Source organism: Halomonas sp. CH40, from assembly GCA_041875495.1.
GTDB lineage: Bacteria > Pseudomonadota > Gammaproteobacteria > Pseudomonadales > Halomonadaceae > Vreelandella.
Genome location: CP112982.1, coordinates 2701719 through 2717293, shown reverse-complemented (window position 1 = coordinate 2717293; position 15575 = coordinate 2701719). Strand labels below are relative to the sequence as shown.

General features: G+C 55.5%; 11 protein-coding genes. 4 read left to right on the top strand and 7 right to left on the bottom strand.

All coding sequences use genetic code 11. The annotated features are described in order from the left end of the window. Nucleotides 1–18 precede the first annotated feature (18 nt). Nucleotides 19–888 (bottom strand): LysR family transcriptional regulator ArgP, encoded by an 870-nt coding sequence (locus OR573_12530; GenBank protein XGA79318.1) that lies wholly within the window; start codon nucleotides 886–888, stop codon nucleotides 19–21. Between the two features lie 124 nt (nucleotides 889–1012). Between OR573_12530 and OR573_12525 the strand changes: the two genes are divergently transcribed. Continuing rightward, nucleotides 1013–1627 (top strand): LysE/ArgO family amino acid transporter, encoded by a 615-nt coding sequence (locus tag OR573_12525; GenBank protein ID XGA79317.1) that lies wholly within the window; start codon nucleotides 1013–1015, stop codon nucleotides 1625–1627. On the opposite strand, the gene ltaE is transcribed toward OR573_12525, so the two are convergent. The 4 genes from ltaE to OR573_12505 form a co-directional block, all read right to left on the bottom strand. Beyond that, nucleotides 1628–2653 carry a low-specificity L-threonine aldolase gene (gene ltaE, locus OR573_12520; GenBank protein ID XGA79316.1) on the bottom strand — a complete coding sequence of 342 codons (1026 nt, stop codon included), beginning with the start codon at nucleotides 2651–2653 and terminating at the stop codon, nucleotides 1628–1630. 515 nt (nucleotides 2654–3168) lie between these two features. After that, nucleotides 3169–4665 carry an NAD(P)(+) transhydrogenase (Re/Si-specific) subunit beta gene (locus OR573_12515; protein ID XGA79315.1) on the bottom strand — a complete coding sequence of 499 codons (1497 nt, stop codon included), beginning with the start codon at nucleotides 4663–4665 and terminating at the stop codon, nucleotides 3169–3171. Between the two features lie 16 nt (nucleotides 4666–4681). Beyond that, nucleotides 4682–6253 (bottom strand): Re/Si-specific NAD(P)(+) transhydrogenase subunit alpha, encoded by a 1572-nt coding sequence (locus tag OR573_12510; GenBank protein ID XGA79314.1) that lies wholly within the window; start codon nucleotides 6251–6253, stop codon nucleotides 4682–4684. Nucleotides 6254–6368: 115 nt separating this feature from the next. Continuing rightward, complete coding sequence (locus tag OR573_12505) at nucleotides 6369–8210, bottom strand: ABC transporter ATP-binding protein (protein ID XGA79313.1); 1842 nt, start codon at nucleotides 8208–8210, stop codon at nucleotides 6369–6371. A 165-nt stretch (nucleotides 8211–8375) separates the two neighbouring features. Between OR573_12505 and OR573_12500 the strand changes: the two genes are divergently transcribed. Both OR573_12500 and OR573_12495 read left to right on the top strand, forming a co-directional pair. Beyond that, entirely contained in the window at nucleotides 8376–8933 is a 558-nt protein-coding gene (locus tag OR573_12500) for a DUF1415 domain-containing protein (protein ID XGA79312.1), read from the top strand. A gap of 289 nt (nucleotides 8934–9222) precedes the next feature. Continuing rightward, nucleotides 9223–10971: a methyl-accepting chemotaxis protein gene (locus OR573_12495; protein XGA79311.1), complete on the top strand. Its 1749-nt coding sequence runs from the start codon at nucleotides 9223–9225 to the stop codon at nucleotides 10969–10971. A gap of 88 nt (nucleotides 10972–11059) precedes the next feature. On the opposite strand, the gene OR573_12490 is transcribed toward OR573_12495, so the two are convergent. Then, nucleotides 11060–11779 carry a murein L,D-transpeptidase catalytic domain family protein gene (locus tag OR573_12490; GenBank protein ID XGA79310.1) on the bottom strand — a complete coding sequence of 240 codons (720 nt, stop codon included), beginning with the start codon at nucleotides 11777–11779 and terminating at the stop codon, nucleotides 11060–11062. Between the two features lie 113 nt (nucleotides 11780–11892). Between OR573_12490 and OR573_12485 the strand changes: the two genes are divergently transcribed. Continuing rightward, the gene (locus OR573_12485) at nucleotides 11893–13611 is read left to right on the top strand and encodes a L,D-transpeptidase family protein (GenBank protein XGA79309.1); all 1719 of its coding nucleotides are present in this window, start codon (nucleotides 11893–11895) and stop codon (nucleotides 13609–13611) included. A 73-nt stretch (nucleotides 13612–13684) separates the two neighbouring features. Here OR573_12485 and OR573_12480 read toward each other — a convergent pair whose 3' ends face one another. Further along, nucleotides 13685–15352 carry a peptidoglycan DD-metalloendopeptidase family protein gene (locus OR573_12480; GenBank protein XGA79308.1) on the bottom strand — a complete coding sequence of 556 codons (1668 nt, stop codon included), beginning with the start codon at nucleotides 15350–15352 and terminating at the stop codon, nucleotides 13685–13687. Between the last annotated feature and the right edge of the window lie 223 nt (nucleotides 15353–15575).

Below are 15575 nucleotides of genomic sequence, written 5' to 3'. Positions count from 1 at the left end.
GGCGCGATGCCAGCAGGTTTATTGCAGAGTGACATTTCCAAGCGCCTGAGAGAGGTGCTGGATAAGTTCACCACTGTGGCGCCAGTAGTGCCAGTAAAGGGGCACCTTGAGCGTTTGCGAGGGGGTAATGCTGGCCAATTCCCCGTTTTCGATCAGTGGTCTTGCCTGCATGAATGGGATCATACCGTACCCCATACCCGCTGCAGCAAGCTGAACAAAGCCCTCTGAAGAAGGGCACAGGTGGTGAGGAAAATAACCCTGATAGCCGCACTGTGCCATGAAGCGGTGCTGTAACTGATCATTCGGACCATAGACAATGGCAGGTGCCTGAGCCAGTGCGTCAGGCGTTACCCCTTCTGGAAAGTAACGCTGCTGGTAGCCGGGCGTGGCCAGCGGGTGGTAGTGCATGTTACCTAACGGCTGGCAGCGAGCCCCAGCAATGGGGGTTGGCGTGGCGCACAGGCAGGCGGCAACATCCCCATCGCGCAAACGCTTTAACCCCACATCCTGATCTTCGACGACAAGGTCAACCAGCACACCGTGCTGCTGACAGCTGGCGGCTATTGCTTTCGCCCACCAGGTAGCCAGACTGTCGGCGTTGATGGCAATGCGCAGACGCGGTGCTGCATCATCCAGGGTGGGCAAGGCGCCGCGCAGGTCGCGCTCGAGTAGCTGCACCTGCTGATAATGCGTCAGCAGGCGTTGGCCAGCGGGCGTGGGTGCGAGATGCGGATGCCGCACCAATACTGGCTGGCCAATACGCACTTCAAGCGCCTTGATGCGCTGGGAAATGGCCGACTGAGACAGGCCAATCAAGTCTCCAGCCCGTTCAAAACCACCGCACTCAACCACGCTTGCCAGTGCTTGGAGTAGCTTGTAATCCAGCATGATGTGCCTCGCAAGGCTGTTATTAGAAAAATTAATGCAGCATTAGCATGATGATTTTTTAATATGAAGGCCAGCCGCTATGCTGCTGTCAACTTGAATCAATAGCACAGGAGCGAGGCGTACCATGTGGGAAAGTTATCTGACAGGGCTGTTCGTTTGCGGTGGCATCATTATGGCGATTGGTGCCCAGAATGCCTATGTGTTGGGGTTAGCCATTCGCCGTGAACATCATTGGTGGTCAGCAGGCATGTGTATCAGCGCGGATATCGTGCTGCTGACGGCGGGTATGTTCGGTGTCAGCGCGGTCTTACTGACCATGCCCAGTGCCATGGAAGCCCTGCGCTGGGTCGGCGTGGTGTTCTTGAGCTATCTGGCGGCCATGGCCTTTATACGTACGGCCACGGGGCGCCAGGGCTTGAATGCCGAAGCGGAAAAAAGTCGCAGCCTGGCTCAGGTGTTGTTGGCGACACTGGCGGTCACGGTGCTTAACCCTCAGGTTTATCTGGATACCCTGCTGCTGATCCCTGCCATTGGCGCTCAGCAAAGCAGTGCCTCCACCTTTGTGGCAGGGGCTGCAACCGCTTCGGTGGGCTGGTTCAGCCTGTTGGCCTGGGGAGGCGCCAGGCTGTCGCCCTGGCTGTCACGCCCCAGAGTGTGGCGCATTATCGATGGTCTGATAGGCGCCATGATGGCGGCTGTCGCCATTCAGCTGGCGCTGGGCAGTGCCTTTCTGAACTGATCAAGGCGTTGGGACGCGTTCGAAGTAAGCCTTGGTAACCGCGACGACGGTGTTGATATCTTCGTCGCTGATATCCCGATGAGTAACCAGTCGGGTCGTATCCTTGCTGTAAAGGGGTTCGATCAGAATAGCGTGTTGTTTGAACCATGCGGTCAGGGCAACCAGATGATCAGCAGGGAAGCGCACAAACAGCATATTGGTGGCCTGTGACGCTATGCTGACCTCAGGTAGTTCACCCAATGCATCGGCCAGCGCCGTGGCCCGACGATGGTCCTCAGATAGTGAGTCAACATGATGCTCAAGCGCATGCAGGCAGGCGGCGGCCACCACCCCAGACTGGCGCATGCCGCCGCCAACCATCTTACGCCAGCGACGGGCGCGATCAATCAAGGATTCAGAGCCTACCAGCGCTGAACCGATAGGTGCCCCCAGCCCCTTGGAAAAACACAGCGAAACGCTATCAAATGGCTGGCAAAGCTGTTGGATGGGCGTCTGGCTGGCCACGGCGGCATTGAACAGGCGAGCACCGTCGAGATGTGTCGAGAGGCCATGCTGGCGAGCCAGATCGGTGGCCTTGTGGACGTAATCAGCGGGCAGGATCTTGCCGCTGATGGTGTTCTCAAGTGCCAGCAAGCGCGTGCGGGCAAAATGAAAATCATCTGCTTTTACCGCTGCGCTGATCTTCTCCAGCGGCAGGCTGCCATCGGCGGCATTATCAATGGGCTGTGGCTGGATACTGCCTAGTACCGCTGCGCCGCCGGCTTCGTAGCGGTAGGTGTGAGCCGATTGACCGACAATATATTCGTCACCGCGCTCGCAGTGAGCCATCAGGGCTACCAGATTGCTTTGGGTGCCGGTAGGGAACAGCAGCGCCGCCTCCTTGCCTGTCTCTTGCGCAAGACGCTGCTGAAAGGCGTTAACGGTTGGATCATCACCCCATACATCGTCGCCCACCGGCGCATTTTGCATGGCAGCATACATGGCGGGGGTGGGTCGGGTAACGGTGTCACTACGCAGGTCAATCATCCTGGCTCCTGAACGTCATGGCGTACATGGTTCATATTGAAAACACGACTGACAATAGACGATGGGCAGCCATGCGAAAACTGATTGGAAAATGTACTTGAGAAATGCCTGCTTGAGAATCACCCGGTCAGTAAAAACCTGCCATTACACAACTGAAACGCCGGACAGGTGTCCGGCGTGGGCATTATCTGGAAAGAAACGTCATTATGCGTCGAAATGGCGTATCCAGGCATTGGTCAGCGCTGTCTGACATTCAGCCTGACGTAACCAGGCGCGTAAAACTTCGGTATCGAACGTTGGGCAGCTGATCAGGGTTGTCATGAGGTAACTCCTTTAAGGGTGTCCTGACCAGTATAGACCTTATTTGTTGCAATGCAGCATGTCAGCTATCTAATATTTTGCCGTAATAGAAAATTATTGTGACAAACGCCCATAAAAAAACGCCCCCGAAGGGGCGTTCCTGTTACTAACGTTGATCGCACAAGGCTTTGAATGTCCTGCTGATCAGCTCGCTATTAATCAATCTGCGGTAGCAGTGATTCAATGGTGGACTTGGCATCGCCATAGAACATGCGTGTGTTCTCCTTGAAGAACAGCGGATTCTCGATGCCCGAGTAGCCGGTGCCCTGGCCGCGCTTGCACACAAACACCTGCTTGGCGTTCCAGACTTCGAGAACCGGCATACCCGCAATCGGGCTGTTCGGGTCGTCCTGGGCGGCAGGGTTAACGATATCGTTAGAGCCAATCACGATCACCACATCGGTAGAGGAGAGGTCATCATTGATTTCGTCCATTTCCAGCACGATATCGTAAGGCACCTTGGCTTCTGCCAGCAGTACGTTCATATGCCCCGGCAGACGCCCTGCGACGGGGTGAATGCCAAAGCGTACTTCCTTGCCAGCTGCGCGCAGCTTGCGGGTCAGTTCATTCACTGCATTCTGGGCCTGAGCCACCGCCATCCCGTAACCTGGCACGATAACCACGCTGTCAGCATCGTTAAGGGCCGCCGCCACTCCATTGGCATCGATAGCAATCTGCTCGCCTTCGATTTCCGCCGCCGGGCCGCTGGGGCCACCAAAACCACCAAGGATGACGCTGATGAAACTGCGGTTCATAGCCTTGCACATAATGTAGCTCAGGATTGCACCAGAGCTGCCCACCAGCGCGCCCACCACAATCAGTAGGTCATTGCCAAGGCTGAAGCCGATGGCCGCTGCTGCCCAACCGGAATAGCTGTTCAGCATGGACACCACAACCGGCATGTCGGCACCGCCGATACCCATGATCAGGTGGTAGCCAATGAACAGCGCCAGCAGCGTCAGCAAGACCAGGGTCCAACTGCCAGCGCCGCCCAGATAAGCAAACATCAGTACTAGAGAACCGATGGCCGCCGCTGCGTTCAGCATATGCCCGCCCGGCAACTTCTTGGCAGCGGTATCTACTTTGCCTGCGAGCTTGCCATAGGCAATGATCGACCCAGTAAAGGTGACAGCACCGATCCAGATGCCCAGCACCAGTTCGACCCGTAGAATGGTAATTTCGACCGAGGATTTCTTGGCGATAAGCTGACCGAAAGATGACAGGCCATCGCTAATTCCCTGCGGCAGACCGATGGCAGTGTACCCATCCGCACCAACCGCGCCAAAGACCAGGTTATTGGCTGTGTAGATATCCGCAATGGTGTTGATCATGATATCGGCATTGAAGCCGACAATAATCGCCGCCAACCCGACCAGGCTGTGCATGATCGCCACCAGTTCGGGCATTTGGGTCATCTGCACCCTATTGGCCAGTTGATAGCCGACGGCTGCGCCCAAGGCGATCAGCACGAGGGACGCTGGCCAAAGCCCTTGACCCGGTCCGATCAGCGTGCCGATGACGGCGATTGCCATGCCAGCGGCGCCGTACCAGACCGCGCGCTTAGCGCTTTCCTGCCCGGACAGACCACCCAGCGAGAGGATAAAAAGAACTGCCGCGACCACATAGGTCGCAATCGTGAATCCGTATATCATACTGTTATCCCCCGCTTTACGATTTCTGGAACATGGCGAGCATGCGCCGTGTCACGAGGAAACCGCCGAAAATATTGATCGACGCCATAAAGATGCCAGCCGCCGCCAGAACGGTAATCAGCATGCTGGATGAACCAATCTGGATCAGCGCACCCAGGATAACGATGGACGAAATGGCGTTGGTCACGGACATAAGCGGCGTATGCAGCGAATGTGCGACTTTCCAGATCACCTGGAAGCCAATGAAGACCGACAGTACGAAGACGATGAAATGCTGCATGAAGCTGGCAGGCGCCACCAGGCCGACGGCCAGCAACAGGGCCGCTGCCACGGCAATAAGGGTGACCTGCTGCTTGGTCTGGGCCTTGAAGGCAGCAAGTTCAGCCGCTTTTTTCTCTTCCGGCGTGGGCTCTTTCTCCTTGGGCTTGGGCTTGGCGGCGGCAATCGCCTTGACCTTGGGTGGCGGCGGTGGGAACGTCACTTCGCCCTGATGCGTCACCGTGGCGCCACGGATAACATCGTCTTCCATGTTGTGAACCACTACGCCGTCTTTCTCCGGCGTCAGATCTGCCACCATGTGACGGATGTTAGTGGCATACAGCAGTGATGACTGGGTGGCCATGCGCGACGGGAAGTCAGTATAGCCGACCACGATAACGCCGTTGTCGGAGACAACCCGCTCATCGGGTTTGGTCAGATCACAGTTACCGCCTTTCTCTGCGGCCAGGTCGATGATGACGGAGCCCGGCTTCATGGCCTGAACCATATCCTCAAGCCACAGCTTGGGAGCGGGGCGGCCGGGGATCAGTGCCGTAGTGATCACGATATCGACATCCGGCGCCTGGGCGCGGAAACATTCCAGCTGCTTCTCACGGAACTCAGGGCTTGAAGGCGCTGCATAGCCACCGGTTTCGGAACCGTCCTGGCTTTCGTCGAAGTCGAGGAACAGAAACTCGGCGCCCATGGATTCGATCTGCTCGGAGACTTCCGGGCGCACATCAAAGGCGCGCACCACGGCGCCCAGACTAGTTGCAGTACCGATGGCCGCAAGCCCCGCAACGCCAGCACCAATAACCAGCACCTTGGCGGGTGGAACCTTACCGGCCGCCGTTACCTGACCGGTAAAGAAGCGCCCAAAGTTATTACCCGCTTCGATCACCGCGCGATAACCGGCGATATTGGCCATGGATGACAGGGCATCCATCTTCTGGGCGCGGGAAATCCGCGGCACCATATCCATGGCGATAACGCTGGCGCCCTGGCCTTTGCAGGTTTCCAGCATCGCTTCATTCTGGGCGGGCCAGAAAAAGCTGATCAGGGTTTGCCCTTCGCGCAGGTAATGAGCTTCCTCTTCAGAAGGCTCACGCACCTTGATGACGGTGTCAACCGCATCCCAGAGCGCTTTAGCGCCATCAATGACGTTAACGCCGGCGTCGCGATAGGCCGCATCATCGAAGCCGGCGGCTTTGCCGGCACCGGCTTCGATGAAGCAGTCGTGTCCAAGCTTTTGGAGTTGCAGAGCGCTATCCGGCGTCAGCGCAACGCGCGCTTCACCGGGAGCAATCTCCTTGGGTGCACCAATCTTCACGTTGGATCTCCCTAATGGCTGTTATTGGTGAGTTACAAATGTAGTTAATAGCTATACCTGACATTGGGATTCGGCACAACTGGCCAGTGCAACAATCTGCCTGCTGGCTCCCTGTTTATTGGTAGCCTTTTGCCTGCAGACGGAACAGTGACGCATAGCGGCCATTGCTGGCCAGAAGTGCTTGATGCGTACCGCGCTCAATGATGCGGCCCTGGTCAATCACGATAATCTGTTCGGCGCTTCTTACTGTCGAAAAGCGATGTGAAATCAGGATAGTCATTTTGTCGCGGCTATGCTCCCGAAAGCGCGCAAAGACGGCGGCCTCTGCAGCGGCATCCATCGCGGCTGTCGGCTCATCAAGGACCAGGATGTCGGCATTCTCGCGCATGTAGGCTCTGGAGAGCGCGACTTTCTGCCATTGGCCACCGGAGAGCTCCTGGCCGTTTTTGAACCAGCGGCCAAGCTGGGTATGATAGCCGTTGTCCATGCGGTTGATAAAGTCATCGGCCAAGCCGTGATGCGCCGCACGCGCCCAGCGCTGTTCATCGCTGAACGCCTGGGTATCGCCGACACCCAGGTTTTCACCTACCTGTAGCTGGTAGCGCTCGAAATCCTGAAAGATTACCCCGATGCGCCGTCGCAGTGCGCCGGTTTCCCAGTCGCGCAAGTCGCTGCCATCCAGCAGGACGCGCCCTTGAGTTGGGTGATAAAGGCGGGTCAACAATTTGATCAGGGTGGTCTTGCCGGAGCCGTTTTCACCCACCAGAGCAAGGCTTTCGCCGGGTTTCAAGTGCAGGGAAATATCGTGCAGGACTTCGCCGCCGCCCGGATAGGCAAAGCTGACCTGCTCAAAGCGCAGGCCATCGCCGGGGATGGCGCCGACGGTGACCTCGCCGTTCTCCTGCTCGGTGGGCTGCTCAAGATATTCATACAGGTTGGACAGGTAGAGGTTGTCCTCGTACATGCCGCTGATCGAGGTCAGGCAGGCTGACAGCGCGCTTTGCCCTTGTTTGAACACCATCAGGTACATGGTCATCTGCCCGAGGGTCAAGGCGCCCATCACTGTTTCAAGCACTACCCAGCCATAAGCCATATAAAAGGCCAGGGTGCCGATCAGGCCTAGCCCGAACCCCCAGGCTTCGCGGCGCAGGGTAAGCAGCCTTTCCTCTTTGAACAGGCGAGTGAAAATGTCGCGATAGCGCTGCAGAAAAAGCGATTCCAGGCCAAACAGTTTGACCTCTTTGATGCTGTCTTCCCGGGCCAGCACCGTCTCCAGGTACATCTGCATGCGTGACTGGGGCGAACGCCAGCGAAACAGACGAAAGGCATCGCCGGAAAACTTGGCCTCAGAGAGAAAAACCGGCAGGGCGCCCGCTATCAGGATCAATAGCGCCCAGGGAGAAAACTGCACCAGCAACACCCCGAAGCTGACCAGCGAAATGGCATTCTGCAGCAGGCTGAAGGTTTTATTGACCAGCCCCAAAGGGCGGGTCGACGCTTCGCGACGGGCGCGGGTAAGCTTATCGTAAAGCTCGGAATCCTCAAACTGGCTGAGCGACAGCGTACCGGCTTTTTCAAGGATCATGACGTTGACTTTCTGGCCCAGCATTGCCCGCAGCAGCGACTGCTGGGCACTAAGCCCGCGTTGGGCGAGGGTGATCAGCGCAATGATGGCGCCCTCCAAAGCTACCAGCCAGAGCACCGGCGTTATCACCTCCATCAATGAACTGCTGGCCTGATAGGTGTCCATGGCAGCGACCACGCCATCCACAATCAGCTGCCCGATCCAGGTGGCGACAGCAGGCAGCACCCCCGCCACCAGCGTGCACACGGCAAGGCCAATCATCATTTTCGGCGAGGTTTGCCATACCAGAGAGAGCGCTCTGCTGCTGTAGCGGAAAACGCCGAAAAACCCTTGGAAGGGGCGCGGGGGAGCAGGTATCAGGTTGGGTGACATGGCGAGGGAAGCTGCCTATTGAAGCGTTAAAACAGTATGATGCGTGAGATACGCCATGAGTACCAGCGACGACAGCCAAATCACGGCCTGTTGTTTGGGAATATAGCGTCCAGGAATATAGCGATCAGGGATATTCAGTCAGCGTTTTCCCAGAAAGAGGTAGTTATGCAAAGCAGCGATGAAGATGTGATTCGCCACACCGGTCATTGGGTCAGTGATGTCATTGTGGCCATGAATATTTGCCCGTTTGCCAGGCGGGAACTTGCCCGAGACAGCATCAGGGTAGCAGTGTCCCGGGTTAAAAAGCTGGCACTGGCGCTTGAAGAATTGATGAAGGAAGTTCAGTGGCTGGATGAGCATCCGGCAACGGAAACCACCCTGTTGGTGTTTCCGACTCTGTTCAAGGATTTTGAGCTCTATCTGGATTTTGTCGAGTTGGCGGACAGCCTGTTGGTGGATCAGGGCTATGAAGGCACCTACCAGCTTGCCAGCTTTCACCCGGATTACTGCTTTGCGGATGCCGACCCGGATGATGCTTCTAACTATACCAATCGCTCTCCTTACCCGATGGTGCATTTGCTGCGTGAGGCAAGCCTGACTCAGGCAATTGAGCACTATGGCGATACCCAGCAGATTCCAGAAAATAATATTGCCAAAATGAATGAGATTGGCGTCGCCGAAGCCCAGCGCCGCCTGGCTGCCTGCTTTGACAATCTGCCGTAATTAGATCATCAGTTCAAACCGCCCCTAGATGTTGCTTGCAGCCTCTTGCCTGGCCCACTTCTGCTGGGCCAGCTGTACTTTTCTCCTTGTCAATTTACTTTCGCTTATTACCTATGTCTTAGCGTATAAAACGATATCCGATTGTTTTTTGAAACATTTGTTCATAAAGTGTGGCGTGCTTAATAGGCCTGTCGCCGTACGGGCGTGTCGGGCGGCCAATGATAAACAGCGAACCTCAAGCAGGTAACACGCTGAATAACGCCAGTTTCCAAGGGGTGGAGTCAATAGGATGTCGGTTCAAAATAACTCTCGGTTTGCGTTCAGCCTGCAGACCAAAATCGTTTTTCTGGTGTTGTTTCCCATGCTGGTATTAGCCTGTGTGCTGTCAGTGCTGGAAGCCAGAAACTCTGCTGGGCGTATTCAGGAAACACTGGATGAGCAGCGTGAACTGCTCGTCAAGGAGCGTGAGCAAACGGTACGTTACCTGATCGAATCGGCGCGCAATGCCATCTTGCCGCTGGTAAAAGATACCCGCTTGAGCGAACGGGTCGCCAAGCAGCGTGCCCAGCAGATTTTGCAGAACTTTCGCTTTGGCGATGAAAACTATGTTTTTGCCTTTGAGTTTGATGGGACGGCCATCGCCTTGGCGGCAGCGCCTGACCGGGTCGGAACGAGCATGTCGGGTATGACCGACAGCGAGGGCAATGCTTTTGTGGATGACCTGATTGAACGGGCGCGTAGCGGCAATCAGCAGTTCTATGATTATCAATGGATCAATCCTGCCACGGGCGAAACCGAGGCCAAGCATTCCATGGCAGTGGCGGTTCCAGAATGGGACTGGATGATTGGCACAGGTATTTACCTGAGTGATATTGATGCCGGATTGGCGAAAGTGGAAGTACTGGCATGGCAGGAGTTCAAGCAAAGCCTGCTGATCAAGGCCGGGGTCACCTTGCTGATCCTGATAGGCGTTGGCTTTGTGGCGGCCTATCTGGTGCATCGTGCCCTGCGTCCGGTGCGCCGTGCAGCAGCGGCAATGCACGGTGTGGCAACCGGTGAGGCAGACCTGACCCAGCGGCTGGCCGTGGAAACCAATGATGAAGTGGGCAATCTGGCGCGTCAGTTCAATGCCTTTGTCGAGCGTATGCAGAACACCCTGCGTGATGTCCACTCGACGTCACGCACGGTATTAACAGCCTCATTGGAGATTAACAACGGCACCAATGAGCTGGCGACACGCACGGAACAATCGGCAGCCAATCTGCAGCAAACCTCCTCTTCGATGGAAGAAATCACCTCGACTGTTCAACATACTACGCAATCAGCCGAGCAGGCCTCGCAGCTGTCGCAGAGTGCACTGGAAGTTGCCCGCCAGGGCGGAGACGCCATGCAGCGAGTTGAAAGCACCATGGGGACGATCAACGATTCAGCAACGCAGATTGGTGACATCATCACCATGATCGACTCGATTGCCTTTCAGACCAATATTCTCGCCTTGAATGCCTCTGTCGAGGCGGCACGGGCTGGCGAGCATGGGCGAGGTTTTGCGGTAGTGGCCGAAGAGGTCAGAAAGCTGGCCAGTCGTTCAAGCGATGCCGCCAGTGAAATTCGCACCCTGATTGACAGCTCTATGAAGCACACTCAGGAGGGCAGTGCGCTGGTGCGTGATGCCGGTGCCACCATGCAGGACATCATGCAGAGTGTGACTCGGGTGACGGATGTTATTGCTGAGATCAGCGCCGGTGCCAGAGAGCAGAATGCCGGCATTGGTGAAATCAACACCGCAGTGGCAGAAATGGATTCCATGACGCAGCAGAATGCGTCCATGGTTCAGGAGAGCGCCTTGGCTGCCCAGAAGCTGCGTGAAGGTGCCGAGCACCTGTCGCATCTGCTGGATTCGTTTGTATTGGGAGATGCGCTAGCGGCACCCGAACAACGCCAGGCGTCATTGCCCGCGGGGGCGTCCAGAGTCGCTAGCCCTGCTGCACCATCCAACCGCCGTCCAACCCGTGATGAAGACGACTGGGAAACTTTCTAGGAAGAGTAAAGTTCCTGGGATGGTGAAGAGCCGTTAAGTGAAGCAAGCCGTTCAATATGAGCGGCTTGCTTTTCAATGCCTGAGTAGATCAGCGCTGAGCCATCTGAGTGTCATTGTTGCAATTGAGGTAGGTGGATTCGGCCAGAAACGCAGGATCTGGATAGTAAGCAAAGACGTACTGCTCTTCCTTGATGCTATCGATCAATGAGTAGGTCACATCGGTACGCACTGCCGGGCAGCCATGGCTTCTGCCCAAACGGCCTGTCTGAGTGATGAAATCCTCACTAACATAGTCAGCGCCATGAATCACAATGGCACGTTCATAGGCCAGGTCATTGACCGTGGGCTCCAGCCCTTCCAGGCGTAATGAGTAACCGTTGCTGCCGTAATAGCTGTTCATGGTGCGAAACAGCCCCAGGCTGGACTGATGGCTGTCTGGAGTGTTGGAAAACACTTCGGCCAGCGCATCGCCAGAGCCTTGGCCATGAGAAACGAGCTCCTCGAACAACAGCTCATGCTGTTTAAGATCAAACACCCACATGCGCGGCTCAGCAGAAGGAAGTGAATAATCAATCACCGCCAGACGCTCCGCATTCGGGTCAGCACAACTGAGTGCCTGGGCGGCCATTCGCAAGGCATCAGGGGATGCCTGAGGCGCCAGTTGCTTGAGCTGGTGATGGAGCGGTGAAGTGCCGAGAGGAGGGGTGGTGGCGCTGTTGGCGAAGAAATTAGCAGCGTGAACTGGTATGGTCAACAAGGTGAGAGGTAAGCTGACCAGCAATGCTGCTATCTTGAATGGAAGCATCATGTTTAAGTCCCATGTTTGTGGAGCCAGGTTTGTGAATTCAGCAAGCCCAACCTGCTAGAGCGTAAAGGGAAAGCTAAGGAAAACCGCTAGGGATAATAACGCAAGGAGGGGCGATGAACGAGAAAAGATCCATACAACATTGGGTGGGAACCAGACGTCGGTGGCCGCTGGGTGTTGTTCTGAGCGTCTCTCTTGGCGCCATGCTGCCTGCCATGGCGGCTGAAAACGACACTGTGATGTTCGCCTTTGCCGACTCACTGTTACTGGAGCCTGCGCTCCAAAACACACAAGCCCGGGTGGCGGGCGAGTCGGCAATACGTGCTGCCCTGACGCAAATCAGCACTGACGATACAGAGCTGGCGGGTGAGCAGCTACAGGCCTTTTATGAGCAAGTGGACAATGCGTTTGTGTGGCAAAGCGAACGCCGCGTTAGTGCTCTGGTGGAGGCACTCAGAGAGCTGACAGAAGATGGTTTGACAGTAGAGGACTATGCCACCGAAGGGTTGTTGTCTGACTATCAGGCCAGTCGTTCGGCAGATGCAGCGGGTAAAGCGGATTTTGATCTCAATGCCACACGTCAATTGCTTAACGCTCTGGCCCATCTTCAAAATGGTAAAACTGACCCTCGCCGCTTGATGCCTGGTTGGGATGGGCCTGAAAAACGTGCGTTACCGATGGCAGACATTGCTCAACGTCTTCTTGCTGATGATGTGGCGGATGCCTTTGAGCGTGTTCGCCCCAAGCAGGCGCATTACCAACAATTGCGTCAAACGCTGGCTGAATATCGTGCCATGGAGCAGGCCAGTGTGGCCTTTTTCCCGGCACGCGATGAAGCGCTACGTCAGGGGGATCGTCATGCGGATGTAATGATACTGCGCCAACGGCTAACTTACTGGGGGGCAACCGGGTTGCTTCCAGGGCAGGTAGGTGCCTACCCGGCATTGGATCTAGAAGGTAGCGAGCCAGAGTTTTTTGACAGCGAGCTGGAGGCCGCCGTCAAGCGTTTTCAGCGCCGTCATCTACTTAACGACGATGGGGTGGTGGGCCGCAATACCCGAGAAGCACTTAACACCTCTATCGCATCGCGTATTGACCAGTTGCGCGTTAACCTGGAACGCGCGCGCTGGCTGGCGCCTACCTTTGAACAACAGCCGCGTCTGTGGGTTGATCTTGCTGGCTTTTCAATGGTCTACGTGCGCCCTTCGGGTGAGCGCTGGCGGTCACGGGTAGTGGTAGGCTCAGCTCAACGTGAAACGCCGGTCATCCATTCCCGTGTGACTCATCTGACCGTTAATCCTTCATGGACATTGCCGCCCACCATCATGCGTGAGGATGTCCTGCCGCAGGTACGCCGTGACCCAGGGTATCTGGAGCGCCGCAACATGCAGGTGATTAATTATGCAGGCCAGCGGCTTTCCGCGTCAGAAATAGACTGGAACTCCCCAGGGAACATCATGATTCGCCAGGCAGCCGGCAGCACTAACCCGCTTGGGCGTGTGGTTATTCGCTTTCCCAACAGCGATATGATTTATCTGCACGATACGCCGTCGCGCGGCCTGTTTGGGCGTGAACGCCGGGCGTTGAGTTCAGGCTGTGTAAGAGTAGAGGGAGTGGCTGAATTAGCGCAGATGTTGCTTGAGGATACGGGTAGTCGCCAACAACTCCAGGCACTTAAAAGCTCATCGCGCAGTGATATTCAGGTGAATCTGCCCGAGCGCATTCCTGTGGCATTGCATTACTTGACAGCCTGGCCCGATGAGGATGGCGAGATAACGTTCAGAGCCGATATTTACCAGCGTGATTCACGCATCCTGACGGCATTAAACCAATAAACTGAATACCATCAGCAATTTCTCAAAACTGTCGTCGAGCATTTGCTGATGGTATCAACAGATAAGCGGTTATTTATTCGTCTTCGCCTTCAGATGAATAAGCTGCAACGCTTATATTGCCGGTTTCACCGCTATCCAGGGCGGCCAGCACAGGCGCTGCCTGGCGCTGGAAAGCTAGCAGCGCATTACCGCTCAAGCTGGTGTTTTCCGGCAGGTCAACATTCATGGCGTTGACCGGTGCATTGTTAACATGAACTTCATAGTGAAGGTGCGGCCCAGTACTGCGCCCGGTATTGCCTGATAAAGCAATTTTTTCACCCATTTCTACACGCTCACCCGGCTTGACCAAGGAACGGGACAGGTGCAGGTAGCGGGTGCGATAGCCATTGTCATGGGTAATCACCACATAGCGCCCGGCGGCGCTGTGGTAATCCACACGGTCGACGCGTCCATTGGCGGGTGAAGTGATCGGCGTACCAATTGGCATGGCAAAATCAGTGCCATTATGCGGTGAGATTCGCCCGGTCACCGGGTGCTTGCGGCGCGGATTGAAGTTTGAGCTTAACCGGTAGCTGCCCTGAAAAGGGTAGCGTGAAAAGGAAGGGTCAAGGCTACTGCCTTCCGCAGTATAGAAGTTGTCATCAGACACATTGCGTACCAGCGTCAAATCCATGCGTTCGCCTTCATAGCGAACTGCCAGCACCCGTGAATCAAAGGCATGGCCATCAATCATATCGGACTCGACCAACACCTGAAAACGATCACCACGTCGGCTGTCGCGGCGAAAATCATACTTTTTTTCAAGGAGTTGAGTTACATCAGTAACAACATCACTACCCAAGCCGGTAGACTGCGCTGAACGGGCGAAGCTGCCACTAAGAGTACCAGCATAGAGGCGCTGGACTGGCTCACCCTGACGTTCAATCACGGTAATATCGAGCTCTTCTTCAGAGCGTTCAATGAGCACGCCGTCGCGACGGTTATGCATCATTTTAAGAGCCAGTAAATCGCCCTGCTCATCTAGCTGGTAGTCAAAATGCTGGTCAGCTCGCCAGTGGGTCAATAGGCGCGGATTAGGCATTTGCTCAAGCAGTGCAAGCACTTCACTGTAGCCCATACTCAGCACGTCCTGAGCAACAACAGCAAAAGTTTCCCCTGGGCTGATCAGGTGCGTCTGCCATTCGGGTACATAAGGTTCTTCAGCGGCCAGCTCAGAATCAAGATAAGACCTTGTGTCTACCAGGTCGATATCGTAATCCTCATAAGAGGTGGCATCGGCAATGATTTCGTCCTGATCAGGGCGCGAGGGTACTTCCAGCATGCCGTTAGTAAGGGTGCCAAGTACGACGGCAATATGCAGGGCGCCTTCGTCCAGCGCGGTTGCGAGTTGAGCATCCTGGCCAGTCTGTGAGGTGGCGTTGGCACTGCTGACCATGTTGAAGTCAGCCAGTCCCGGCGGCTGAAGCTCGGCGGCCGCTATATTATGGCGAGTGATATCAATGGCGCGTGAGGCTCTGTCTATGGCGTTTGCCACTGGCGTTTTTTCTTCATGCAATGAAGGAAGGCCAGGAGACGCATTTTCAGAGAGGGGCAAATACACACTCTCGGAAGGAGAGTTCAGCATTTGATGATCTTGGTACAGCGTCAGTAACTTTTGTGTGCCCAGCACCGTGACCATGGTAGCCACTGGTAATAACAATAACTTATGGGTGCGAGGCAGCGAATGAAGAATTCGCAACATAGGTAAATTAACCACCGGCTAGATAAATAAAAAAGTAACATAAAAAGATAATTATTGAATGACTTTACCCTATGACAGGGTAAGTGAACAGACTGTATGGATATACACTTGGGTATGTACGACAAGCCTTGAGGCTCGTAGCGTATTTCAGAGAAGGTAGGGTTTGAGTAATCAAACGTTGTTTTTTAAGACACTCAACACCTTAACAGCTAGTTTGCTTAAA